General features: G+C 28.3%; 28 protein-coding genes and 1 other annotated feature. Of the genes, 2 read left to right on the top strand and 26 right to left on the bottom strand.

The window, feature by feature from the left end; genetic code table 11:
- Positions 1–136: 136 nt before the first annotated feature.
- Positions 137–379 (top strand) — a binding site (T-box leader).
- A 205-nt stretch (positions 380–584) separates the two neighbouring features.
- Positions 585–1,814, top strand: coding sequence for a tyrosine--tRNA ligase (gene tyrS / locus Q4E08_RS04200; RefSeq protein ID WP_303128796.1), 1,230 nt, complete (start codon positions 585–587; stop codon positions 1,812–1,814).
- A 373-nt stretch (positions 1,815–2,187) separates the two neighbouring features.
- Positions 2,188–3,819 carry an aspartate 4-decarboxylase gene (gene aspD / locus Q4E08_RS04195; RefSeq protein ID WP_303128795.1) on the top strand — a complete coding sequence of 544 codons (1,632 nt, stop codon included), beginning with the start codon at positions 2,188–2,190 and terminating at the stop codon, positions 3,817–3,819.
- A gap of 112 nt (positions 3,820–3,931) precedes the next feature.
- Here aspD and Q4E08_RS04190 read toward each other — a convergent pair whose 3' ends face one another.
- The 26 genes from Q4E08_RS04190 to Q4E08_RS04065 form a co-directional block, all read right to left on the bottom strand.
- Entirely contained in the window at positions 3,932–4,228 is a 297-nt protein-coding gene (locus Q4E08_RS04190) for a YciI family protein (protein ID WP_303128794.1), read from the bottom strand.
- Positions 4,229–4,260: 32 nt separating this feature from the next.
- Positions 4,261–6,399 (bottom strand): DNA helicase RecQ, encoded by a 2,139-nt coding sequence (recQ, locus tag Q4E08_RS04185; protein ID WP_303128793.1) that lies wholly within the window; start codon positions 6,397–6,399, stop codon positions 4,261–4,263.
- 86 nt (positions 6,400–6,485) lie between these two features.
- A complete protein-coding gene (locus Q4E08_RS04180) occupies positions 6,486–7,052 on the bottom strand; it encodes an NUDIX hydrolase (protein WP_303128791.1) in 567 nt (188 codons plus the stop codon).
- A gap of 25 nt (positions 7,053–7,077) precedes the next feature.
- Positions 7,078–7,515 (bottom strand): GNAT family N-acetyltransferase, encoded by a 438-nt coding sequence (locus Q4E08_RS04175; protein ID WP_303128789.1) that lies wholly within the window; start codon positions 7,513–7,515, stop codon positions 7,078–7,080.
- 164 nt (positions 7,516–7,679) lie between these two features.
- Positions 7,680–7,814: a clostri-philic family protein gene (locus Q4E08_RS04170; RefSeq protein ID WP_303128787.1), complete on the bottom strand. Its 135-nt coding sequence runs from the start codon at positions 7,812–7,814 to the stop codon at positions 7,680–7,682.
- A gap of 325 nt (positions 7,815–8,139) precedes the next feature.
- Entirely contained in the window at positions 8,140–8,427 is a 288-nt protein-coding gene (gene eutM / locus Q4E08_RS04165; RefSeq protein ID WP_039311881.1) for an ethanolamine utilization microcompartment protein EutM, read from the bottom strand.
- Positions 8,428–8,493: 66 nt separating this feature from the next.
- Positions 8,494–9,153 (bottom strand): phosphate propanoyltransferase, encoded by a 660-nt coding sequence (locus tag Q4E08_RS04160; RefSeq protein WP_303128785.1) that lies wholly within the window; start codon positions 9,151–9,153, stop codon positions 8,494–8,496.
- Between the two features lie 25 nt (positions 9,154–9,178).
- The gene (locus Q4E08_RS04155) at positions 9,179–10,774 is read right to left on the bottom strand and encodes an acetaldehyde dehydrogenase (acetylating) (RefSeq protein WP_303128784.1); all 1,596 of its coding nucleotides are present in this window, start codon (positions 10,772–10,774) and stop codon (positions 9,179–9,181) included.
- A 26-nt stretch (positions 10,775–10,800) separates the two neighbouring features.
- The gene (locus tag Q4E08_RS04150) at positions 10,801–11,439 is read right to left on the bottom strand and encodes a BMC domain-containing protein (protein ID WP_303128782.1); all 639 of its coding nucleotides are present in this window, start codon (positions 11,437–11,439) and stop codon (positions 10,801–10,803) included.
- Between the two features lie 23 nt (positions 11,440–11,462).
- A complete protein-coding gene (locus Q4E08_RS04145; protein ID WP_303128780.1) occupies positions 11,463–12,137 on the bottom strand; it encodes a cupin domain-containing protein in 675 nt (224 codons plus the stop codon).
- 128 nt (positions 12,138–12,265) lie between these two features.
- A complete protein-coding gene (locus Q4E08_RS04140) occupies positions 12,266–12,532 on the bottom strand; it encodes a EutN/CcmL family microcompartment protein (RefSeq protein ID WP_303128778.1) in 267 nt (88 codons plus the stop codon).
- A complete protein-coding gene (locus Q4E08_RS04135; RefSeq protein WP_303128777.1) occupies positions 12,529–12,831 on the bottom strand; it encodes a BMC domain-containing protein in 303 nt (100 codons plus the stop codon). The genes Q4E08_RS04140 and Q4E08_RS04135 overlap by 4 nt, the downstream gene beginning before the upstream one ends.
- A 16-nt stretch (positions 12,832–12,847) precedes the next feature.
- The gene (gene eutJ, locus Q4E08_RS04130; protein WP_303128776.1) at positions 12,848–13,693 is read right to left on the bottom strand and encodes an ethanolamine utilization protein EutJ; all 846 of its coding nucleotides are present in this window, start codon (positions 13,691–13,693) and stop codon (positions 12,848–12,850) included.
- A 4-nt stretch (positions 13,694–13,697) separates the two neighbouring features.
- Complete coding sequence (locus Q4E08_RS04125) at positions 13,698–14,312, bottom strand: cobalamin adenosyltransferase (protein WP_303128774.1); 615 nt, start codon at positions 14,310–14,312, stop codon at positions 13,698–13,700.
- Positions 14,313–14,328: 16 nt separating this feature from the next.
- Positions 14,329–14,763 (bottom strand): EutP/PduV family microcompartment system protein, encoded by a 435-nt coding sequence (locus Q4E08_RS04120; RefSeq protein WP_303128773.1) that lies wholly within the window; start codon positions 14,761–14,763, stop codon positions 14,329–14,331.
- The gene (locus tag Q4E08_RS04115; protein WP_303128813.1) at positions 14,760–15,113 is read right to left on the bottom strand and encodes a BMC domain-containing protein; all 354 of its coding nucleotides are present in this window, start codon (positions 15,111–15,113) and stop codon (positions 14,760–14,762) included. Before Q4E08_RS04115 ends, Q4E08_RS04120 begins: the two co-directional genes overlap by 4 nt.
- Positions 15,114–15,129: 16 nt before the next feature.
- The gene (cutD, locus tag Q4E08_RS04110) at positions 15,130–16,083 is read right to left on the bottom strand and encodes a choline TMA-lyase-activating enzyme (RefSeq protein WP_303128772.1); all 954 of its coding nucleotides are present in this window, start codon (positions 16,081–16,083) and stop codon (positions 15,130–15,132) included.
- Positions 16,084–16,148: 65 nt separating this feature from the next.
- A complete protein-coding gene (gene cutC, locus Q4E08_RS04105; RefSeq protein WP_303128768.1) occupies positions 16,149–18,695 on the bottom strand; it encodes a choline trimethylamine-lyase in 2,547 nt (848 codons plus the stop codon).
- Between the two features lie 24 nt (positions 18,696–18,719).
- On the bottom strand, positions 18,720–20,204 hold the full coding sequence (locus Q4E08_RS04100) for an aldehyde dehydrogenase family protein (RefSeq protein ID WP_303128767.1): 1,485 nt from the start codon (positions 20,202–20,204) through the stop codon (positions 18,720–18,722).
- A 27-nt stretch (positions 20,205–20,231) separates the two neighbouring features.
- Entirely contained in the window at positions 20,232–20,531 is a 300-nt protein-coding gene (locus tag Q4E08_RS04095; RefSeq protein WP_039316665.1) for a BMC domain-containing protein, read from the bottom strand.
- Between the two features lie 16 nt (positions 20,532–20,547).
- Positions 20,548–20,844: a BMC domain-containing protein gene (locus Q4E08_RS04090; RefSeq protein ID WP_303128765.1), complete on the bottom strand. Its 297-nt coding sequence runs from the start codon at positions 20,842–20,844 to the stop codon at positions 20,548–20,550.
- Positions 20,845–20,866: 22 nt separating this feature from the next.
- Complete coding sequence (locus Q4E08_RS04085) at positions 20,867–21,133, bottom strand: hypothetical protein (protein ID WP_303128764.1); 267 nt, start codon at positions 21,131–21,133, stop codon at positions 20,867–20,869.
- Between the two features lie 5 nt (positions 21,134–21,138).
- Positions 21,139–22,257, bottom strand: coding sequence for a hypothetical protein (locus tag Q4E08_RS04080; protein WP_303128762.1), 1,119 nt, complete (start codon positions 22,255–22,257; stop codon positions 21,139–21,141).
- A 412-nt stretch (positions 22,258–22,669) separates the two neighbouring features.
- On the bottom strand, positions 22,670–23,494 hold the full coding sequence (locus tag Q4E08_RS04075; protein WP_303128760.1) for a MerR family transcriptional regulator: 825 nt from the start codon (positions 23,492–23,494) through the stop codon (positions 22,670–22,672).
- Between the two features lie 194 nt (positions 23,495–23,688).
- Entirely contained in the window at positions 23,689–24,834 is a 1,146-nt protein-coding gene (locus Q4E08_RS04070; protein WP_303128758.1) for a 1-propanol dehydrogenase PduQ, read from the bottom strand.
- Between the two features lie 212 nt (positions 24,835–25,046).
- The gene (locus tag Q4E08_RS04065) at positions 25,047–25,523 is read right to left on the bottom strand and encodes a hypothetical protein (protein ID WP_303128756.1); all 477 of its coding nucleotides are present in this window, start codon (positions 25,521–25,523) and stop codon (positions 25,047–25,049) included.
- Positions 25,524–25,531 lie beyond the last annotated feature (8 nt).

Below are 25,531 nucleotides of genomic sequence, written 5' to 3'. Positions count from 1 at the left end.
TTTTATATAATTAAATTTTACAAACTAACCAAATATTAATTTAAATTGAAATATTTTTTAAATATTATTGACTATAAAAATTTATAATATTATAATGAATTCATATAACAAAAAAATTATTTGTATTGTAATAATATTAAAGACTATGAAAAGAACAAGTAAAAATATCTAAGATTTAACAGAAAGTTGCCGGTTGATGAGAGGCACTAAATCAGTTATTTTGAATACATCTTGGAGTCATACATTGAACCCTATTATATTTTAATAGAAATTAGATGTTATCGGTTAAGAACCGTTATTAACTTATTAAGATGTTACATACTATTTATTTGTATGTTTCAAATTAAGGTGGTACCGCGTGAGTAATCTCGTCCTTATTGGATGAGATTTTTTTATTTTATTCAAATTAAAAAACTATATAAACATAGTTTATATAGTTTTAATAAAAGATTTAATAATTAAGCATAATTATTGATCTTCTACAATATTATTTTTTCCCAAATATAATTATATTGTTTTTTTTAAAGAAGGTCAATAATTAATGCTAAATATATAAATTACATTAATTATTGGAGGTAATGAACATGGAAAGAAATGTTTTGGATGTTCTAAAAGAGCGTGGATACATTAAACAATTCACACATGAAGAAGAAACAAGAGAATTACTTGGAAAAGAGAAAGTTACTTTTTATATTGGATTTGATCCAACTGCAGACAGCCTACATGTTGGGCATTTTATAGCAATGATGTTTATGGCTCATATGCAAAAAGCTGGCCATAGACCTATCGTTCTCGTTGGTGGTGGAACCGTTACTATCGGTGACCCAAGTGGCAAAACTGATATGAGAAAAATGTTAACTGATGAACAAATTCAACATAATGTTGAGTCAATAAAAAATCAACTTTCAAAATTCATAGATTTTGAAGATGGAAAAGCAATATTAGTAAACAATGCTGATTGGCTTAGAGATTTAAATTACATAGATTTCTTAAGAGAAGTTGGTGGACACTTTACTGTTAACAAAATGTTAGCTGCTGATGCTTTCAAAAGAAGATTTGCCCTTGATAGAGGTTTATCTTTCTTAGAATTTAACTATATGTTAATGCAAGCTTACGATTTCCTTATTTTAAATAAAAAATATGGTTGTAAGATGGAGCTTGGTGGAGATGATCAATGGTCAAATATGATTGCAGGGGTTGATTTAGTAAGAAAGAAAAAAGGTGAAAGCGTATATGCTATGACTTGTACCCTACTTACTAATAGCCAAGGTGAAAAAATGGGTAAAACTGTTGGTGGAGCTTTGTGGCTTGACCCAAAAAGAGTTTCCCCCTTTGAATTCTTCCAGTACTGGAGAAATATCGCTGATGTTGATGTAGAAAAATGCTTAAAACTTTTAACTTTTGTTCCACTTAATGAAATAGATAAATTATGTTCAGTTGAAGGCTCTGCTATAAATGAAGCTAAAAAGAAGTTAGCTTTTGAAATAACTAAATTAGTTCATGGTGAAGATGAAGCAAAAAAAGCTTTAAAAGCTTCAGAAGCACTCTTTGAAGGTGGTATTAATTTAGAACACGTCCCTACTATTGAATTAGAAACTACAAAAATCGGAAACAACTTAATTGACATACTAGTTGAAGTTAAAATCTTCCCATCAAAATCAGAAGCTAAAAGGTTTGTAACTCAAGGTGGTCTAACTTTAAATGATGAAAAAGTTCAAGACTTTGGAAAAACTTTAGAAAAAGAACACTTTAATCAAGGCTTTGCTATGATAAAAAAAGGTAAAAAAGGCTTTACTAAATTAATAATAAAATAATATTTCTTAATTAAACCATTTATCAAAGGATATCGAAAAATACAAAGTCGATATCCTTTTCTTTCATTACTATAAACTTGTATATATTATTTTATAATATATATTTAACTTTTTATAAATATAATTTAAAATCTAATATATTAAATAAATTCATTCTATTTTTTCATATAAATACTCTATAAAAATTTACTTTTATGTATAATTCACAAAAAAATACCCATTATAACTATTAAAAATTTATATAAAAATAATTTAATATCACTCTAAAAAAATTTAACAATATTATTACTGTTTATCTATTTTATTGAACAAAAGTTGTTGTATAGTTTTTTTGGGGCTAAATTTATATATTATTTTCAGGAGGATTTTTTATATGAAAATTAATACTTCAGACATTAAACAAATAGAAAAAGTTTATGGAAAAATAAGTCCCTTTGAGTTTAAAGATAAACTTATAGAAATTGCAAAAAAAGATTTAGATGTTAGTAAACGTCCTTTACTTGATGCTGGAAGAGGAAATCCAAACTGGACATGCGCAACACCACGTCAAGCCTTCTTTACTTTTGGTCAATTTGCTGTTCTTGAAACTCAAAGAGTTTGGAAAGATGGAGACCTTGCAGGTATGCCTCATAAAAAAGGCATATATAATAGATTTAAAGAATTTGCAGATGAAAATATAAATTCACCAGGTATAGAACTTTTAATAAATATAATAGAATATGGTATTAATAATAAAAATTTTGATGCCGATTCTTGGGTTTATGAACTTACAGATGGAATAATCGGAGACAACTATCCATTCCCTGATAGAATGTTAAGTCATATAGAAAGCATAGTTCATGATTATTTAGTTAAGGAAATGTGTTCTTCTGATTTTAGTAATTCATCCTTTGATATATTTGCAGTAGAAGGTGCAACTGCTGCTATGTGTTATATATTTGATTCATTAAAAGCAAATGAACTTTTATGCAAAGGAGATAGAATTGCTATAATCACCCCAGTATTTACCCCTTACTTAGAGATACCAAAAATACCAAGATATAGCCTTGATATTATACAAATTAAAGCAAATGAAAATCCAAATACCGGTAACTATTCATGGCAAGTACCTTCCGAAGAATTAGAAAAACTTAAAGATAATTCTATAAAAGCATTGTTTATAGTAAATCCTGGGAATCCTTCCTCTGTTGCTTTGACAAACGAAAGCAAAGATAATTTAATAAAAATAGTAAAAGAAAATAATCCAAATTTAATAATAATATCAGATGATGTTTATGGAACTTTTGTGCCAGGTTTTCGTTCATTAATGGCTGATTTACCTTATAATACAATTGGAGTATATTCTTTTTCAAAATATTTTGGTGTTACAGGTTATCGTCTCGGAACTATCGCTCTTCAAAAAGATAATGTTTTAGATAAATTAATTAGAGAACTTCCTAAAGAAAAGAAAAATCTAATTAAATCTCGTTATAAAGATTTATCTACAAATTGTGATAATATACCTTTTATTGATAGATTGGTTGCAGATAGCAGACAGGTTGCTCTTAATCATACCGCTGGTCTTTCAACACCACAGCAAGTACAAATGGCTTTTTTCTGTGCCTTTGCACTACTTGATAAAGATGATAATTATAAAAAGCTAACAATAGAAATTTGCCGTCGTCGTAAAAAACTATTGTTTGATGGCTTAGGAATTGAACTTAAGGATAATAAATATAGTGCTTACTATTACACTGAATTTAATATACTTAAATGGGCTAGAAATTCTTTTGGTGAAGATTTCGCTAATTACTTACAAGATAATTATAAATTAGTGTATATACTTTATGAATTAGCTAAAGAATGTTCTATAATAGTTTTATCTGGAAGTGGTTTTGATGATTCAGAATGGTCTCTTAGAGTTTCTCTTGCAAATCTAGATGATCAAGAATATTATACTATAGGTAAAGTAATGCGTAGACTTATGATAAATTTAATTGAAGAATGGAATTCTACAACTAAATAAATTTTTAAATTTAAAATTAAGGGTTAGCAAACTGCTTACCCTTTATCTATTTATACTAATAATTTTAAATATAAATCGTAAATTTTATAAAGTATTAATTATAATCTTAATTTTATTTATTAAACCATGCTTTTGGTGATTCATTAAAATAATGTGGATTAAACTCTATAATTTTATATTCCTGTATTCCATTTATATTAAAAGGTTCATTTGATAAATATTCTTGTACCATTTGTAAGGACTCTAATTTAATAACAAACATTCCTCCACTCATGTCTTCTTTAAGTCCAGACATTAATATAAGTCCTTCATCCATAGCTTTTTTAGTATAATCCATATGTTCTTTCATAATACTATCATTTATTTTATCTACATTTTTTAATATACCTTCAACTATAAAATATTTCATTTATTTTTCCTCCTAATCTCATTATTAAATATCTATCTATTACTTTCCATATTATATTTTAATATAACTAACTTTATTTGGTCATAAGTTATATTGCTTGGTAATGCTTCTTTTATTGGCTTTATCTTTAAATATCCAATATCTTTTACTTTTTCTAATATAATTTTTTCTTCTACTTCAGTAAAGTATTTATTAAAATTAATATTAAAATCAACTTCAAACCCTTCTGATACATATTGATTTATGTGAGATATAATAGTTGATATTGTGATTTTTCTATTGCTTACTATTTCTTCTAAAGACATATTATCTTTAATCATATTTACTGTTATTTCATAAGATTTTTGCTTTTTTATTTTTTCTTTATTATTATTTAAATTTTCATTATCCCATTTTTTATCTATATTATTTTCATTTATATAATTTTGTATTTTACTTATAAAAATATTTCCATACTTCTCAATTTTCTTTTCACCTACTCCACTTATTTCAATAAGCTGAGTATTATTAATAGGCATTCTAATACTCATTTCCTTTATAGTATTATCTCCAAAAACCATATACGGTGGTATTTTTTCACTTTCTGAAATATCTCTTCTAAGTTCTTTTAATACATTAAATAAATCATTATTTTCGATTAATTTAATTATCTTTCTTTGCTCTTTAAATAAAACAGTTTCACTTCCCTTAACTACTTCAAGAGATTTTGAATTTGGTTTAACAACAGGATACTCACCACCATAATTAATATATCCATGAGCAATTAAAGTATTTATAAAATCCTTTAATTCTTCTTTTGAATAATCTTTCATTATCCCATAAGTAGTTAATTCATGTATGTTTAATTCTTTTATCTTTTTATTATTAGAACCTCTTAATACATCAATTATCATCCCTATTCCATAAGGTCTTTTCATTCTATATATACATGATATTACCTTTTGAGCATCTATTGTCTTATTAACAACTTCTCCATCTGATTCACAATTACTGCAATTATTACAATCTTCTTTAAGCTCTTCCCCAAAATAACTAAGTATATACTTTCTATAACATCCATTAAAATAAACTAAGTCTGTCATGCTTTTAAGTTTTGATAATTCATTTAATTTTCTATTTGGATTTACTGTCCCTATTTCTATAATATATTTTTGAGTTTGAACATCTCCAGGTGAAAATAACATTATACATTCTGAAGGTTCTAAATCTCTTCCTGCTCTTCCTATTTCCTGATAATACCCCTCTATATTTTTAGGCATATTATAATGTATTACATATCTTATATTAGGTTTATCTATGCCCATACCAAAAGCATTAGTTGCTATCATTAAATTTGTTTTATCATATACAAAATCCTCTTGATTTTTCTTTCTCTCATCATCAGATAACCCAGCATGATATTTCCCGAGAAATAGATTTTTTTGTCTTAATAAATCATATAAATAATCAACTTCTTTTCTAGTAGCACAATATATTATTCCTGATAGATCCTTATTTTTATCTACATAGTCTAATATATATTGTTTTTTATTAACTCCTTTTTCTATTATTATTTTTAAATTTTCTCTGTCAAATCCTGATATAAATACTTTTGGATTATTAAGATTTAAAAGATTTATTATATCTTCTCTAACTTCTTTTGTTGCTGTTGCAGTAAATGCTGTAACTATAGGTCTTTCTTTTAATACTTCAATAAAATTTTTAATTCTTCTATAACTACTTCTAAAATCATGTCCCCATGCTGATACACAATGTGCTTCATCTACGGCTATTTGTGCTATATCTTTATTTGATATTATATTTAAAAATTCTAATGACTCTAGCCTTTCTGGTGCTACATATAATATTTTTATATTTCCATCTTCTATATTTTTAAATGTATTTTTCATTTCAATATCTGAAAGTGAAGAATTTATATATGCAGATTCTACTCCTATACTATTTAATGTATCTACTTGATCTTTCATTAAAGATATTAAAGGTGAAACTACTATAGTTATTCCTTCTTTAAGTAAAGCAGGAACTTGATAACAGATGGACTTTCCTCCTCCTGTTGGCATTATTGCTACAACATCATTCCCATTAATTATTTCATTAATTATTTTTTCTTGACCTTTTCTAAAATTACTATATCCAAAATACTCTTTTAATATTTTTAGTGCATTACTCAAAACATTTCTCCTTTTTCACACTTTACTTACTATCATTATAGACTAATTAATTAAATTATAAAAAGGAATTGTATATACAATTCCTTTTAGTCAATTTTTATATTACCTCTATTTAAGATTTTCTTATATACATTTAACATAAATGGTTCTCTTTCAGTACATTTTTTTAAATCTTTTAAAGAAATCCACTTAACACCACTATTTTCATCTTCTTTTATTCTAAGTTTTTCATTCTCATCACCTTCAAAAAGATATGCAATTGACAAATGAAGATGTGGTGATACAAATTCTCCTCTTTTTATATGTCCTTCAACTGTAAGTATATCTATTGATGCTATTCCATTATAAAGTAACTTTGCACCTTTAAGCCCTGTTTCTTCTTCTAATTCCTTAAATGCAACCTTTAAAAAATCACTATCACCATCCATATGTCCACCTGTCCAAGCCCATGATTTATAAATATTATGATAAGCCATAAGTGCTTTATCTTTATTTTTATTTACTACAAAAGCCGAACTAGTTAAATGACAAACAACATTTTTCCTTGTTAATACATCATTAAAATTATTTATACACATTAATATAGCTTGCTTATCTTTTTCCTCTTGTTCATTTATTGGAATATATTTTTCTATTTCTTCTTTAAACCTCATAACTTCTCCCTATAATTTATATTTCTTATAAAATTTTTTCCATAACAACTAATTTATCTACAATATTATAGCCATTTTTCTCATAAAAACCTTCTGTCATATCTCCTCTAGATGTCCATAAATATATATTATTTATACCTCTATCTTTTAGCCTAACAGTAAATTCATTTAATACTTTTTTCCCTATACCTTTTCCCTTTTTAGAATGATCTACACAAAACTCCTTTATATTAAAATGTATTCCGTCATAATAGTATTCATGGTTTCCCAAAATCATAGCAACTATTTCATTATCTAAATAGCATACAAGCCCATACGCTCCTTCACAATTTAACATCTGCTGTAATCTTTTTTTAGCAGTATCCTCTGTCCACTTATCATTCCACGGAGGTGCATTAAATGATTTTACATAAAGCTTTGAAACTTCTTCTAAATGTTCTATATTAAAAATTCTATACCTCATAATAATACCCCTTATTTTTATATATCTATATTTTTTATAATTATATCATTTTTAAAATAATTTAATTATTATTTTTTATAATTTAATATTTTTCTTTAGCTATAATTTATAATAAAAATTTAAAGGACTTTAATTATTTTTATTAAAGTCCTAAAATATACTTATTATATTTCTTCACCATCAAAAGTTTTATATCCTGAAGGCTTTTTACTATTTCCTACATTGTTTTGTTTTTCGTGTAACCTTTGTCTTCTTTCTCCCTTTTGCATAGGATTGCCTAAATTATCTTTCTTTGGCATAATATCATCTCCTTCCTCAAAATTATTTTTTCTCTAATTAAATTTAGTATACATATAATTATTTAATATAAAGAATAATTAAAAACTCCAAATACCACTAATAACAAAATATAAAATATTTTATTTACAAAAATTAAACAATGGTACATATTTAAAACTTACTAAAACTTAATTAAAGTATTGAAATTTATATAAATTTATATTTTTAATATTTTATTTTTAATTAATTTCATAAAAATTTTTAGTTTACCCTTAACTTTTTAACAACTAAAAAAGCTACCCTAAATAAGGTAGCTTTCTTAACTATTTTAACTATATTTATTAATTATTTTTCTTCTTTTGAAGCAGGTAATATAACTTCAACTTCTGAATGTGGTCTTGGAATAACGTGTACTGAAACTAACTCTCCAACTCTTTGAGCAGCAGCAGCTCCAGCATCTGTAGCAGCTTTAACAGCTCCAACATCACCTCTAACCATTACAGTTACAAGTCCGCCTCCAACATATTCTTTTCCTATTAAGTAAACATTAGCAGCCTTAACCATTGCGTCAGCAGCCTCTATTGATCCTACTAATCCTTTTGTTTCAATCATTCCTAAAGCATCGTATTTCATATTAAAATCCTCCTAAAAATCCAATTATTTTTTATTTAAATTATTTTTTAACTTATTTTATTTGTGTTAGGCACTTTCCCTAACAATTTTAATTTTTGATTTTGGTGTTATACCAAATGAATTTGCCTCTTCAACATCTAAATGACATTCAAGACTAAATGAATCATTTGTTCTAATACTTACATTATTTAATATTCCACCTCTAAGTCCATCTACTTCAATTTTTACGATTTCCCCATCAGTGACTCCAAAATGTTCCGCATGTTTATTGTTCATATGAATATGTCTTTGAGCTACTATAACTCCTTCTTCTAATTGGACACTTCCCTTAGGTCCTATTAAAGTAATACCTGATGTATCTTTTAAATCACCTGAAAGTCTAACACTTGGTGATACTCCAGCTTTTCTACAATCTCCTATTGATAGTTCAACTTGTGTTTTACTTCTAACAGGTCCAAGTACTCTTACTTTTTCTATAGAACCTCTAGGTCCGCATATTGTTATAGTTTCTTTACAAGCATATTGTCCTTTTTGAGATAAGTCTTTTAACTTTGTTAATTCATATCCCTCTCCAAAAAGTGTTTCTACATGCTTTTTTGAAAGATGTATATGTCTATTAGAAATTCCTACTGGTATTTCAAATGATTCTTTAATTTGTTTTTTCTTTTCTTCACTTTCCTTAACTGCTGTAAGTAAAAGCTTTAATACTTCGTCTAAATTTTCCATGTTCAAATCTTCCTCTTCATAGTCTCTATTTTTTCATAGTTGCTATGATCTTATTTACTAAGTCCATTACTTCCTCATTATCTAAGTTATTGACTTTTTCTATTATTGTATTAGCAGTAGTTTCTGGTATCTCTGCTTTTCTTTGAATTTCTGCAGGGCTTAAATTCATTTCTGAATAACTTCTTCTGCTTGATTCTACACAACAACTAACATTATTAGCTTGAGGTTTAAAAGTTGTTTCTTGTAATTCTCTATTTCTAACTATATTTTCACAATCTATTAATCCATAAGCTACTCTCTTTATATTTAAAAGGTGCATTGGAGTTACATTTTCAGATACTGAACTTCCTCCCCATGTTCCACATCCTAAAGTGAATGATGGCATAAGTCCTGTTGAAGCTCCTGTTCCTCCAAATGATCCACCTGTATTAACTAATATTCTTGATGCTGGCTTTTTAGCAAACTTCTTAACTATTTCAACATCCTCTGTATGAATACTCATTGTATGTCCTATTCCATTTTGAAGAAGTTCTATACTTAATTCACAAGCTTCCATCCAGTCATTTACTACATAGAATCCAAGTACTGTAGTAAGCTTTTCATATGAAAGTGGATATTTAGGACCAACTCCTCCTTGTCTTCCTATAAGTACTTTAGTTCCTTCTGGAACATAAAATCCTGCAGCTTTTGCTATTACATCAGCAGATCTTCCAACAAAAGCAGCATTCATAGCATTACCTTGCTTAAATAAAATATTGCAAACCTTATTAGTTTCCTCTTCTGTCATGAAGTATCCACCTTGTTTTTTAAGTTCCTCTACTACTTTAGCTTCATTGCAGTATTCACAAATTATTGATTGTTCTGATGCACATATAGTTCCATTATCAAATGTTTTACTAGCTATAATGTTTCTTATAGCTTTTTCAATATTTGCAGTTCTTTCAATATATGCTGGTGAGTTTCCAGCTCCAACACCTAATGCAGGTTTACCTGAAGAATAAGCTGCTTTAACCATACCAGGTCCACCAGTTGCTATAATTAAACTTACTTCTTTTGACTTCATAAGCTCATTAGTAGCTCCTAGTGAAGTTAATTCTACACAAGTTATAATATCTTCTGGTGCTCCTGCTTCTACAGCTGCATCATGCATAAGCTTAGCTGCTGTGCTTGTACATTTTACTGCTGATGGATGTGGTGAAAATACTATAGCATTTCTTGATTTTATAGCTATAATTGATTTAAAAATTGCTGTTGATGTTGGGTTAGTTGAAGGAACTATTCCCATAACTAATCCTACTGGTTCAGCTATATCAATTAATTTATTTTCCTTATCCTCTTTAACAGTACCTATAGTTTTCATGTCTTTTATTGAATCATATAAAACTGTTGATGCTAAATTATTTTTAGTAGCCTTATCTAAAACTTTACCAAATCCAGTTTCTTCAACGGCCATCTCTGCTAAGCAAACTTCATGTTCCTTTGCCACTCTAACCATATTTCTAATTATTTTATCTATTTGTTCTTCGTTAAAATCAGCAATTTTATTTGCCGCTACTTTTCCTCTTCTTGCTAAATTTCTAGCTTGTTGTATTGATCTTAAATCTTTATCGAAATTTTCCAAATTAATTTTCCTCCTTCTTTAAAAGACTATTTTTTATAATAATTTCTAAGTCTAATTAGAAGAGAATCTTTATCTTCTTTTGAAATAGCCTTACTTGTTATATCAATATTTTTAAATTCTTTTGCTAACTTTCTTATTTTAGATACTTTTAAATTACCTAAAATCTCAAAAGCCTCATCTAATCCTTTTTCTTCTACAAGCTTGTCTAATTCTTCTTTTGTAAATTCTAAATCCATACTATTGTTTACAACTTCTAAAGCTTCAACTTCCTCTAAGGCTTCACTTATTATTTCTTCTTCTATATTTTCATTAATTTCTTCTTTAATAGCTTCCTCTACTACTTCGCATGAAACAGTTTCTTCTATAGATTCTTCTAATCTCTCTATAGCAGGTTTAGTTTCTATTATGCTTTCTAATTCATAGTGTGGTCTTGCAATCACATGGTGTGAAACTAAAATATTATCGCCTAGTCTATTTACTGCTGAAACTCCAGCATCAACTGCTGATTTAACAGCTCCAACATCTCCTGTTACAGTAACTGATACATATCCTCCACCAATATATACTTTTTCAAGGATATTAACATTTGCTGATTTCACCATGGCATCAGCTGCTTCAATAGTAGCTAACAATCCTTTAGTTTCTATCATTCCTATTGCTTGCATAATTATCTATCCTCCTTAAGTAATTAAAGTAAATCTGCCCAATTGGCTGGATATGTTGCATAAAATAACTTAGCTTTATTAGGTGATCCCCAAATTACTTTAGATCCTTTAGGAACAAATAACACATCTCCAGCATTTGCTTCGTAAGTTTTGCCGTTTATTTCTACAGTTACAGTTCCTTCAATAACATAGTCTATTTCTTCATAAGTTAATTCCCATTCAAATCTTGAGTCTTCAATAGTTAAAAAACCAGCACTCATTTTAGACTCATCTTTACTTATTAACTCTTGAAAAAATACTCTATCATTTGGATTTCCAGTATCAAATACATCCATTTTTACTGAACTTCCTTTTATAACCTTAAGTCCACTTTCATCGGTTGATGATACAAATTTTGAAGCTTCACCAGTAGCTAATATTTTTAGCATCTCTTGAAGCAAACCTTCATTAACCATTTGCTTAAACATCTCTAATAATTTCATAGAATCTAAATTTTTAGTTTCTATACCTTCTAAGCATTTATCACTTTTACTACATACTTTTTTCTCTATACTTTTTTCTGTAGTAATTGAAATACCATTATTTTTAGCTATATCTTTAGCTGATGGAGTTAAAATTACGTCTTTGTCTATATAGAAAACCTTTTCTCCAGTTTCTAAAAACTCTTCCATATCTTTTGCACAAATCAACTTCTTCATTTTCTCACATCCTTTCAAAAGATTTATAATTCTATTTATATCTTTTGTTTTATATCAAGCATATTGATTAATTTCTTATCATTCATATTTAATTAATTAAAATACATGTAAGATGCTATATATATCGTTTACTCACTAAATTTGCAATCTTCATCAATAATTCCTATTACTGCTGCATCAACTGGAATTTCATCATCCCTAAGCATTTTTCTTGCAGATGATCCTGTACTTACGATAACTCTATCTCCAATTCCGGCTCCAATATTATCTACCACTATAAATCTTCTACCATTAAAGCTTCCGCCAATTTCTTCAGCTAACATAAACTTTAATCCGTAAAGATTATCAGCTTTTCTAGTTGCCCAAATATTATCTATTAATTTTGCTGTTATCATAAGACTCTTCCCTCTTTCAACTTTAATTTGATTTCTTCTATTGCAGATTCTACTGATGAAGTATCTCCAAGTATAGCAATTGAGGTCATATGTTGAGGACAAATTCCTTTTATATCTTCAACTATTACTCCAGCTGCCTTTTCTGCAATATCTATAGCACAAATCATTTCAATTAGCTTGCCTTGAGCAAGCCCAATAGCATCTACATTTTTTATTGCTTCTTTTCCTTCTATACCCATTCTCTTTATAAGAGCACGTTTTGTTCCTTCTGTTGGCGATTTTATAAGTCTAAAATCCATAAGGCTCCAACTCCATTTAATCTATAATCTCACTTGTGCAACTAAGTGCTATTCCAAGTGGCGTAACAAACATTGGATTTTTTGGTTTATGCGTATATACTTTTATTTTGTTTTCTATTACTTCCTCTATTCCTGTAAGACAAGCAGTCCCTCCAACTAATGATATTTCCCTAACATCATGATTTTTTATATGATCATTAATTATTGATCCAACCTTTTCAATTACAGGTTTTAAAACTGGTAATAACTCTGAATGATTGCTATTATCTCTTTTAAAATTATCTGCTTCATCAAATTTCATTCCATATGCACCTGATATAACTAAAGAGAAATGTGTTCCTCCTGTAGGCTCATCTGCCACATAAACTACTTTTCCATCTTTTATAATGGAAGTACCTGTAGTTCCTCCTCCTATATCTACAACTGCACCATTTTGAATTTTTAATACTTGATTTGCAGCTGTAGGTTCATCTAATAGATTTGTTAATTCAAATCCAGCAGCTTGTACAACATTTTTTATAGCACCACCATCTAAAGAATCTGTTCCTGGCGGTATAGCTGCTGCAGCATAAATTAGCTCAGTGCCTAATTTTTCTTCTATTTGTTGCTTAAGCTCTCGAACTATTTTTACTGCACCTATATAATCAACTACCATACCATCCCTTACTACATCAGCATATTTATATGCTCCTGCAACTGGTCTATAATTTTCATCTAAAACTGCTAAAACTATACATGCAGTTCCAAGATCAACTCCTGTGTAATAAACAGATGATTTTTCTAAGATAGGTTTTTTTATAACTTTTTCAAACTCACTTACTAACTCATCACAGTACTCGAAAGTTTTACTTTTATCACTCAATTTTTTATCCTCCAATTTCTTTAGATATAGTCATAGATAATATATTTATAATATTTTCTAAATTAATTAAAATCTCTTTTACTAGCTCATCATTTTCATATTTTTCTAGAAGATAATATTTAAATTCATTAAGTTTACAAAGGAGGATGTAAAGATTTAATATTTGCTTACTATTTTTTAGGTGTATATAAACGTCTGTAATTTCTATTTCTTCATTATAAAAATCACAAATTTTAGGATTGGATTCTAATTTAGTTTTTCCTTCTGTAAACTCTCTTATATTCTTTATTTCTCTTCCTAAATCAATAAGTTTCTGAGCTAAATTTAAGTCCTCATTAATTATCTTGCTTGCTGACTCTAAAAATGATGCTTCAATAGATTTACATTTATATGTAATAGTCTTATAACCATACTTATTATTTTCATCTATTAAAGTTTCATCTATTTTTTCTTCTTTTTTGCTATCTGTAGGTAAATTACTATTGATCTTTATCCCTTTATCAAGTAAGTATTGTCTACCTCCTGGAGTAAGCTTTTCATTTTCATTAAGCTTAAATTCCTTAAAGGGTTCCTTTCTATATAAGTCTTTTAAATAATCCTCAGTAATAAATCTAAACATATATCTATTCACCTACCTATTTAAGTAGATATTCTTTAAGTTTCTTCATATCTACATCACTATTTTTTCTAACTAAAAAATATGGCTCTATAATTCCTATTCTCTTTAGATTTTCTTTGCATTTATCTATATTTTCATAGTTACTACTAACTTTGTTTACAACCCCAATGACCTCTATATTAAAAAGATTCGCAAATCCTTCACTAATTATTTCATTAGGATTTTCATAATCTAAAACATATACTATTTTTTTAGCATCTTGAGCTAATGCTATTATATGTTTGTACATCCAAGCACTATCTAAATAAGAACTAGGAATGTCCATAGTATTTTCACCATAAATAACATCGGCTGTCCGTTTTAGAGGACCATCATAATCATTTAAATAATTTACAATAGTTGTTTTCCCTGAATTTCTTCGTCCAACAACCATTATTCTCTTTTTCCTCATGTTCTAGTTATAGGGCATACTGTAAAACCTAACATATCTTTTAAAGTTTCATTTACTGAATTTAACGCTTCATAAACGCTATCTACATTACCGCTTATTAAAACTGATCCTGTAAATCTATCTAAAAAACCAATTTCTACATCAGCAACTTTTGTTGCTATATCTGCAGCTATAATTGCAGTTTCATATGGTGTTAATGTTAGTATCCCTATAGCTCCTTTTTCATCTATTCCTAATCTTTCATAAATATCTTTCATAGGAGATGCAATAATGTGTGATAAAGTTATCTGCTTTCCTGGTACTGACTCTTGAATTACCCTTTGTATATTTTTTTCTTTTAAGTTAACTATTTCTCCAACATTCATTTTAATGTCGAACTACCTTCGCATTCATATCATATCTTTTTATATAAGATTCAATTCGATTTAAATCTTCATCACTTAAACTAGGGTCACCGTATACAGGGTATTCAACTCCAAGTTGGTTATATTTATTAACTCCCATCTTATGATATGGTAATAAATCTATACCTTTAAAATTTTTATATTCTTTATATGGAAGTAAAAACTCCATAGCTTTTGTTATAGCTTCTTCACTATCATTTACACCTTTTAAAAGAGGCATACGTATTTGGACATTAAATTTATTTTGAAGAAGATTTTTTAAATTTTCTAAAATCTGTTCATTTCTAACTCCTGTCCATTTAAAATGCTCATCAGAGTTTATATGTTTAATATCAAATAGGAATAAATCAGTAAATTCTGCAATTTTTAAAATAGTTTCTGTTTTTGTATATCCTGAAGTTTCTATAGCAGTATTAATTCCAACATTTTTACATGCCATAAGAAGACTTAAGGCCGCTTCAGGTTGCATTAAAACTTCACCACCACCTAAGGTAACTCCGCCACCAGACATCTCATAAAAAGTTCTATCCTCTTCAATGATTTCTAATAGCTCTGATATTGTTTTATTTTCACCAATTATATTTATTGCTGATTTTACGCAAGCTTCTTCACATTTTTTACATCCAATACAATCTATATTTCTATTTATTTCATGAGTATTTGTAATACTATTTACTGTATGAATACCAACAGGGCAAACATCTACACATTCTAAACAATTTTCACAAAGATTGCTTTTAAACATTACCCTATTTTTCTTCATCATCCCTTCAGGATTAGCACACCATTTACAACGAAGTGGACATCCTTGAAAGAATACTATAGTCCTAACACCTGGGCCATCATACATATTGTATTTTTGTATATTGAAAATTCTTGCTTGTCTTTCAATAATTCCATTTGCATTATTATTCATATCTAAACTCTCCAGCTTTCTTAAGATTATGTAGTAGAAAAACTACTACATAATCTATAGTTTTATTAAAAATGTGTTAGCATAGTTCTACTAATAATCTCATCTTGAACATCTTTGCATAACTCTACGAAGTATGCACTATATCCAGCAACTCTAACTATTAAATCTCTATAAGCTTCTGGGTTCTTTTGAGCTTCTATTAATGTCTTATTATCTAAATAGTTAAATTGAACTTCTCCAAGTTGAAGAGCACAAGCACTTCTTAATAAAGTTATAATTCCTTGTTCTCCTTCTGGAGTATCAAGAAGACCTGACATTAATTTAAAGTTATGAACCATTCCTATATTCATATTGTCACAAGCCATTTTTGAAACAGATTTAATGATAGCAGTTGGACCTTTAAAATCTGCCCCTTGAGTTGGACTAATACCATCTGAAAGAGGTGTCCAAGCTTTACGTCCATTTGCAGTAGCTCCTGTTAATTGTCCAAATGGAGTATTATTTGAAATTGATAATGTTCCATGACTTAAAACTGAATATAATGTTTTATATTTTCTATGTTCCATTTCAGTAAAGTTTATTAGATCTGCTCCAATATAGTCAGCGTAATCATCATCATTACCGTATTTTGGTGCTTCTAAACAATCTTTTCTTAATTTTTCATATCCAACAAAATCAGCTTTTAATGCTTCTTTCATTTCTCTTAATGTATATTTTTTCTCATCAAATACTAATTTCTTAATTGCAGCCATTGAATCAATGTAAGTTGCAAGTCCACTCCATACAACTCCTGGTCCAAAGTTATACATAGCTCCACCAGCTTCAACACCTTTTCCCTTTTCCATACATCCTTCATACATAATTGACATAAGTGGTTTTGGTGCAAGCTCTCTGTGAACTCTTTGAGATATTACTGTTGCTACACTTGTCCATTTAGTAATAAATTTAATTTGTTCTTTAACAGCAGCTTCAAATTCTTCATAAGTTTTAAAGCTATCAACATCACCTAAGTCTGGACAAACTTGCTTTCCATACCATAATGGAACTCCATTATTAAGTACTAATTCTATACATATTGGCCATTGAGTATATCCAGTAGAAGTCCATTGATATAATCTACCTGACTTTTGTGGTTCAACACATCCCATTAAGCAGTAATCTCTAGCATCTTCAATTGAAACTCCTTTAGCAAGCATCATCTTTATATGAACATCATCAAAGTGACATGCTGGGAATCCCATTCCTGCTCTTATAACTTGTACTATCTTTTTAAGATATTTTTGTGGTGATGACTTATGAATACGACAAGCTAATGATGGTTGATAAATCTTAACATGTCTAACTGCATCCATTAATAAATAAGTTAAATCATTAGTTGCATCTCTACCTTCTCTTGTAACTCCACCAACACACATATTTACGAATGGTTGATATCCTGCAAAGAACTTAGATCCACCTTCACTTGTTATCCACATCATTTCTGACATCTTAATAAGCATACATCCTGCAAGTTCAAAAGCTTCAAACTCAGTCATTCTTCCTGATTCTAAATCAGCTTTAAAGAATGGATACATATATTGGTCAACACGTCCAATTGACATTCCTGTTTGGTTTTCTTCTACTACTAATAGTGATTCTATTGTCCAAACAGCTTGGATAGCTTCCCAGAAAGTTTCTGGTTTATGAGCTGGAACCTTAGCATTTACTTCTGAAATTTTAAATAGTTCAGCTTTTCTCTTAGGATTTGTTTCTTTTTCAGCTAACTCTCTTGCATACTCTGACATACGTTTTGCATATATCATTACACCTTCTGCAGTATCAATTACTGATTTATAGAAGTATATTTTTTCTATATCTTCTGGATTTGCATAGTTAAGCTCTTTTAATTTTTCTTGAGCTTCATTAACTATATCAAGCATACCTTTTTTCATTAAAATAACATCATATCCTGGATTTGAGTCTCCTCCACCATTTACTGCATGGTATGAGCAATCAGAAACAAATGATTCTCCTGAAAGTTCCCAAACACCTGCTTCTCTATATTGATCTTCACAATATTCATCTACTGATTTACCCTTCCAGAATGGGAATAATTCTTCTCTCATGAATTTCTTATCTTCTTCTGAAATATAGAATGGATCTTGAGGTCTTTCTCCTATAGTATCTATTTCATCTACCATCCATCTCCAAGCTATATCTGGTGAAAATGCACCTGCTCTTGGTGCACCATTTGGAGCTCCAACTATAAGTTCATTATCTTGAATTACTAATGGTGCAGTTTCACAGCAGTGTTTGAAACATTTACCTCTTAATATTGATTTAGGTGTTCCTGGGTTTTGTTTTGCTATTTCAGTTATAGCTCTTGCTCTATGAGTTGTTATTGAAGGAACTTGCTTTAAATAATTTTCCTTAAGTTTCTTTAAACGTTCTGTTATTCCATCTGGAACTTTCCCATCATTTGAAGATACTGCACATTCTGCAACTACAGGTTGATCATCTTTTTTTATTTCATCTGAAACACTTTCAAACATTTTTAATAATGCTTGGCGTTCATTTTCAGACATATTTTTAGTTGCTTCCATAAATTTATTTGAAAATTCACGAATATCCATTTTATCTACTCCTTTTCTATTTAATTATTTTTCTTTTAAAATTTGAGTTAAAACATTTTTAAGAAGTTGCATATTATCTAAAGAATTATCTAAACTTTTATCAGTAATATTATTAACCTCTCTATTCATGCCTATAGAATTTAAAAATTCATCTTTATTTCTTACTTCATAACCAACTTTTCTTATATATACTAAGTTCATTGGAGATACATTATCAGAGGTCATTCCTTTTCCAACAGATCCACTTCCAAGTGTCATTGATGGGAAAAGATTTGTTGTAGCCCCCATACTTCCAAATACTCCTGAAGTATTAACCAAAATTCTTCCAACTGGTTTTTTAAGAGCAAACTGCTTTATTACTTCTTTATCATTTGAATGAATTATAAGGGTATGACCTTGTCTTTCACTTAAAAGCAATTCTATACATTTCTCACAAGCATGCATCCAATCATCTTCTACATAAAATGAAAGTATTGGACAAAGTTTTTCTCTAGAATGAGGATTATTTAAGGAAACAAACTTTTGAGTTGATATCAAAACCTTTACATCAGATGCAATATTTATTCCAGCTCTTTTTCCTATAAATTCTGGTGACTTTCCAATAAACTCTTTTTCAAGATTTCCATACTTATCAAATATAATTTTCTCAAGAGATTTAGATTCATCTTCACTCATAAAATAAGCTCCATTTTTAATAAGCTCATCTTTCACTTCTTTTGCAATAGGACTATCTACAACTATAGATTGCTCTGCACCTGAAACTACCCCATAATCAAAACTTTTGCTATCTATAATATCTTTAACTGCCTTTTTTATATTAGCAGTTCTCTCTATAAACGCTGGCCCATTACCTGTTCCACCATAAATAACTGGTTTTCCACATTTAGTTGAAACTTTTAATAAATCTTTAACACCAGTGTTCATAACTAATGATGTATCTTTATGTTTCATAAGTTCTATAAAACCACTTTCAGATACTATACTTAAATAAGAAATTGCTCCTTCTGGAAGTCCATAACCTTCAGCTGCTCTAATTAGAATATCTAAAGTTCTTTTCATAACATTCTTTGCTTTAGGATGGAGACCAAATACTATTGCATTTCCTGATTTTATAGCTATAACTGCATTGTAGATTATTGTTGAAACTGGGCTTGTCATAGGACAAAAAGCTGTAATTACTCCTATTGGAACTCCAATATCCATAGTTTTATTACTATCATCTTTTTCTATTATTCCTACACACTTCATTCCATCTAACTTTTTTCTAAGATAAGAAACTACAAACCTATCTTTTATTAATTTATCTTCTACTCTTCCTAAGTCTGTTTCTTCAAAAGCTAATCTAGCTAATTCACCATCATACTCTTTAATAACTTCAAGCATACGGTTTACTATCTCATCTAGCTTTTCTTGTGGAAATGTAGCTAAACTTTTTTGAGCTTCCCTTGCATTTTCAACAAGTATTCTAGCTTCTTGCATGGAGAGTAAATCATTATCTATAATATTCATTTTCATCTCCCCTTTTCTAAAACTTTATTAAAGTACTTCTAAAGAATACTTATCTATAATTTTTTGAAGATCATTATGAGGTCTTGCTATAACTACTGAACTATAAAGATTTCCATCTTCCATCTCTTCAACAGCTCTTACTCCAGCATCAACAGCAGCTCTGCAAGCTCCAACATCTCCTGTTACTATAACTGAAATATAACCAGATGCCACATTTTCATAACCGACTAATTCAACATCCGCTGCTTTACACATAGCATCTGCTGCTTCTAAAGCAAAAACTAATCCAAATGTCTCAATTAATCCTATTGCTTCACGTCTAATCATATTAACCATTTCCTTTCTATTCATCAATATCATGAACTGATACTATTTTTCCAACTTCTCTAATTGGTCTTGGCATAACATTTTTTGCTGTAAGCTTTCCTATAGCTCTTGCAGCTTCTGCTCCAACTTCAACAGCAGATTTTACAGCAGCAACATCACCTTTAACCATTATAGTAACAAGAGTTGAACCTATATTTTCGTATGAAACTAATTCAACATTTGCAGCTTTAAGCATCTTATCTGCTGCCTCAAGTGCAGGAACTAAACCTATTGTTTCTACAAGCCCTAAAGCTTCATCTCCATAATACTTCATATATGAATACCTCCATCTTAAATTAATCCTTTATATATCCATTGATTGCAGCTTTACCTTCTTCATTTGCATGATAAAAAATAATAAGCTCATCATTTTCATCTAAATCAACTCTAGTTTCTTCGATTAATCCATTAGCTTCTGCTGTTAATAAGGCATCAATTATAGATTCTTTATTAAATGTTCTAAAGCTTGAGTAATCTCCCTTTAAAGCTTCCATAACATCTAATGCTGAAGCTTCATGAACTTTTGTAAAATGTTTTAATATAGCATAATTTAAAGGTTTCATAAACTTTATGCCTCCTTCTTTCTAAAAAAGTCTAAAGGATTTGTAGCTATAGTTAAAATACCAAACATCATTATAATAGCTCCAATCCAAGCTACTGCTGGTAGTGACCATCCATCCATACCTGAAATAACTCCTAAAACTAAGTAACAGAAGAAAGGTCCAAAGAATGAATATGTACCATTACAAGCAGTTCCAAGTCCCGCACCACACATACTATTTCCTTTATACCAAGCCATAAATGTTAAGAATGTTAATAATCCACTTAAAATGAACCATATCATTGCAGGGCCACTAGTAAATGCTTGAATAGCTAAATTTTTAGAAATTTGTAAATCTCCTGCTAAAAGTCCCATTATAGGTACTACTATAAATAAATTAGCTATACCTGATGATAATTGACGGATACATATTCCAATTTGTGGATCAACCATTGTTGATGCATATCCTGCAACACAACCTTCAAATCCCCAACCTAAAGCTGCTATAACTGCTATGAAAATTCCTAAAAATACAGTTCCTGAAACTCCTCCTGAAAATCCTGTACTTCCTATTAAGAAACTTGCAAATACACATATTGCAATTCCTACTGCCATACGTTTTGTAATTTCTTGCTTGTAAAGTATTTTTCCAAGAATTGCAGCAATTGCAGGGCAAAGAGCTGATATAGGAACTATAATTGGACCTGCCATTTGAAGAGCAACAACATAAGCTGTTCCTGCTAATGGACCTCCTAAAAGTGCTGCCCCTATAATTATTCTTCCTGGTTTAGAAACCAAACATCTTATAAAATCTTTAAACTTACCTTGGACTAAAGAGTTTCCAATTGCCCAAACAGCACTACAAGTATCATTAATTGCATTTCCAAGGGCAGCAAGTAAATAAACTATAACAAATGCTGAAAGACCTGCTGTATTTGCTCCATACCAATCTTCCCAAACTCCTTTACTCATTCCCATTGTTAAAAATGCAGTATAAAGACCATATGAAATACCTGAAAATAGTGCTATTGCAACTCCTTTTTTAAAGAAATTGCTTTTCATTTTTGCTTTTAATTCCATCGCCTTACTAATTCTTTGATCATTAGTATTTGCTTTAGAATCAACTCCTACTGATATCTCTGACATAAATAAGAACTCCTCCCATATTAATTGATTTATAAATAAACCGATTGCATTGTTAATTTTTTAGCAATCACTTTACTATTAAACGTTTACCAAAATAATATAAATGTACTTACAAATTAAATTTCTTAAATTGGAATATTGTATACTTCTTATTTTTATCTTCGCTTTATTCAATTTGATTATAATCCCTCCACTTAAGTTAAAGGTCAACAACAAATTTCGAGAATTATGTAAACGTTATTTTCATATTTGTTTAAACTTTATTAACTTTATTTTAAATAATTCTATATTTATAATGCTATAATTCCATTTTTTAATACTTTTTTCTATAATTTGTAATATAAAACAAAAAAAGTTATATAAAAAACCTTTCACCTAAGGGTAAGCTTTTTTATATAACTTAATAATTAATCTAATTTTTAATTTTTATCATAACTTCTGTGACAAAATTTCTACTATCTTTACTTGTCCAATAATCAACTACATATCTTTCATAACATTCATCTTCACATTCATAGTTATGTAATTTTATCCAATCTAGTATTTTTTCATAAGTTTTATTTATATTATCATGAGATCCTATATGATAACATGAAGCTACTAATTCTCCACCGAATTCAATAGTTTTTTCTTTTTCACATTTTATTAAACTTTGCTGAATTATTCTCATGGTTTTACAAGTGCCATTAATTTTTTCTTTATAGGATGGAAATTGTATTATAACAGGTCCTGTAATCGCATTATCAATACTCTCTATATAGTTAGTAAAATCAATGTTTATTATAGAATCTATATAATCATAATCAAAATCTTGATCTAAAAACAGCATATCAACTTTATTAATATATTTTACCGAAACCTCATTTAAATTATTATCAATAACCATTTTTGCCTCTTTAACTAATGAATACCAATCTATAATAGATTTTTTCTTCAAATTTAAATTTCTTTCAACTTCCTCAAGTTCTTTAATTTTTTCCCTAAAATTCTCTTCAATTTCACTACACTCACATTCACAAATTAAATTTTTAATTTCTTCAAGTTTAAATCCGCTTTGCTTATAATACTTTATGACTGGAATAGATAACATATTATCTTTACTATAATATCTGTATCCGTTTTCATCATGTACAACATCAGGAGATAATACTCCTACTTTATCGTAATATCGTAATGTTTTCTTGCTTATCTTGCAAATTTTCTCCACTTTCCCGATATAATACATTTCATCCTTCATATTTCTTCCTCCTATCCTTTGTTAACCTTGAGTAAAAATTATTAATTGTCATTAATTTATCATTATCATATTGAGAATTTATTGTCAATATTTTCTTATTATTTATTAAAACTTATAAAAATACTTAAATAACTTTATAAAAACCTATAAAATAAATTAAAGGTTAAACATAAAATATGCTTAACCTCTATATTTTAAATTCCAATTATCTTATCTAGTAATAGATTTAAATCTTCTCTAGAAACTTCTCTAGGATTTGAACTAGTACATACATCCTTCAATGCAGCCTCTATTATTTCATCTCTAAAGTCATTAATTAGTTTTATATCTACTCCAAGTTCTATTAAGTTTTTAGGAATAGATAAATCTGATTTTAAATTTGCTATATTTCTTATTAAATTATTAACTCCTATAACAGTACTACATGCATTTATATCTAAAAGTTTTGCTAATCTTTGATATTTTAACGCAACTAAATCATAATCTTGCATATATAAATTATTATTAATATTAGCATTAAACTCCATAACATATGGAAGTATTATAGCATTTGCCTTTCCATGAGGTATGTGAAGTTTTCCTCCTATAGCATGAGCTAAACTATGAGTTATTCCAAGACCTGAAGCATTAAATGCCATCCCTGCAAGACAAGATGCATTATGAAGTTTTTCTCTAAAAATTAAATTTTCTGGATCATTATACGCTAATTTTAAATTATTAAAGGCTAAACATAGTGCTTTTTCTGCTAAAGCATCAGAAAAATCATTAGAACCTTTTGAAACATACGCTTCAATTGCATGTGTTATTACATCCATTCCAGTATCTGCTGTTATAGATTTAGGAACAGTTTTTGTAAGTTCTGCATCTAAAATAGCAACGTCTGGTAAAAGTGATTTGTTAGTTAATGCATATTTTAAATTTTCTTCTTTATTAGTTATTACCGCATATTCCGTAACTTCTGATCCAGTTCCACTTGTTGTAGGTATAGCATAAAATTCTATATATTTTGAATTCTCTTTAAATAAATTATTATAATATTCACGTATAGCTTTAGCTCCATCTATAGAAGACCCTCCACCTAATGCAATAATTATATCTGCATTTAACTCTTTAAGCTTTTTCACTCCTAGTGCAACTATTTGAACACTAGGGTCTGGAACTATATCACTAAAAATAGAAACATTACAATTGTTTAATTTAATTGCAATTTTTTCTGCTGTTTTACTTTCCTCCATAAATTTATCACATATAATCAGAACATTTTTATTTGAAATTTCACTTAATTTATTTAAAGCTCCTTCACCAAAATATATTTTAGTTTTTAGACTAAATTCTTTCATTTTTATCTTCTCCTTAATCTTAATAAAAAGATAAAAATAAGATTTTAAAGTATACGTTTCCAATATTGATATTTACATTGTATCATTTTTTTTTAATATGTAAAATAAAATATTTAAAAATTATTTAAAATTAAAAAAGATGATTTTTAAAAATCATCTTTTTTAACACTATTATTTTAAAAACTTATAGTAATTAAATTGAATAAAATAAATTAATTATTTATAGAACTATACATTTTATTTTTTAAATTTTTAATTTTTTTACTTGCATCACTATATTTTTTATTATCAATTAAACTTTGAATTTCTTTTATCTCATCTTTTATTGATTTCTTTTTAGAATCACTAAATTTACTTAAATCAAAATTTCTAATATCATTTAATTGATTGTTTAATATTTTTTCATTATCAGTCTTAGCTCTATTTATTAGTTCATTCATTTGACTTTCTAATTCTGGAACTATTTTTACATTTTTATGATCTATAGCTCTATCAGCTTTCTTCTTTAACTGTTTATATTCTTTTTCTTCTTTTCCAATCATATATTCACTAAATTCAGTTTTATGACTGTTTAAGTATTGCTCAAATTGTTTTATTATTTTATCTTCTCTTATTGTATTTAAAATCAATAAAATTAATATTAATACAGATATTAATATAGATAAAATAATTTTAGTTTTCTTTTTCATCTTTTGCC

The sequence above is a fragment of the Clostridium sp. genome (assembly GCF_030532265.1).
Classification (GTDB): Bacteria; Bacillota; Clostridia; order Clostridiales; family Clostridiaceae; genus Clostridium.
The sequence above is the reverse complement of the archived record's forward strand: the minus strand, read 5'-3'. Positions and strand labels throughout refer to the sequence as shown.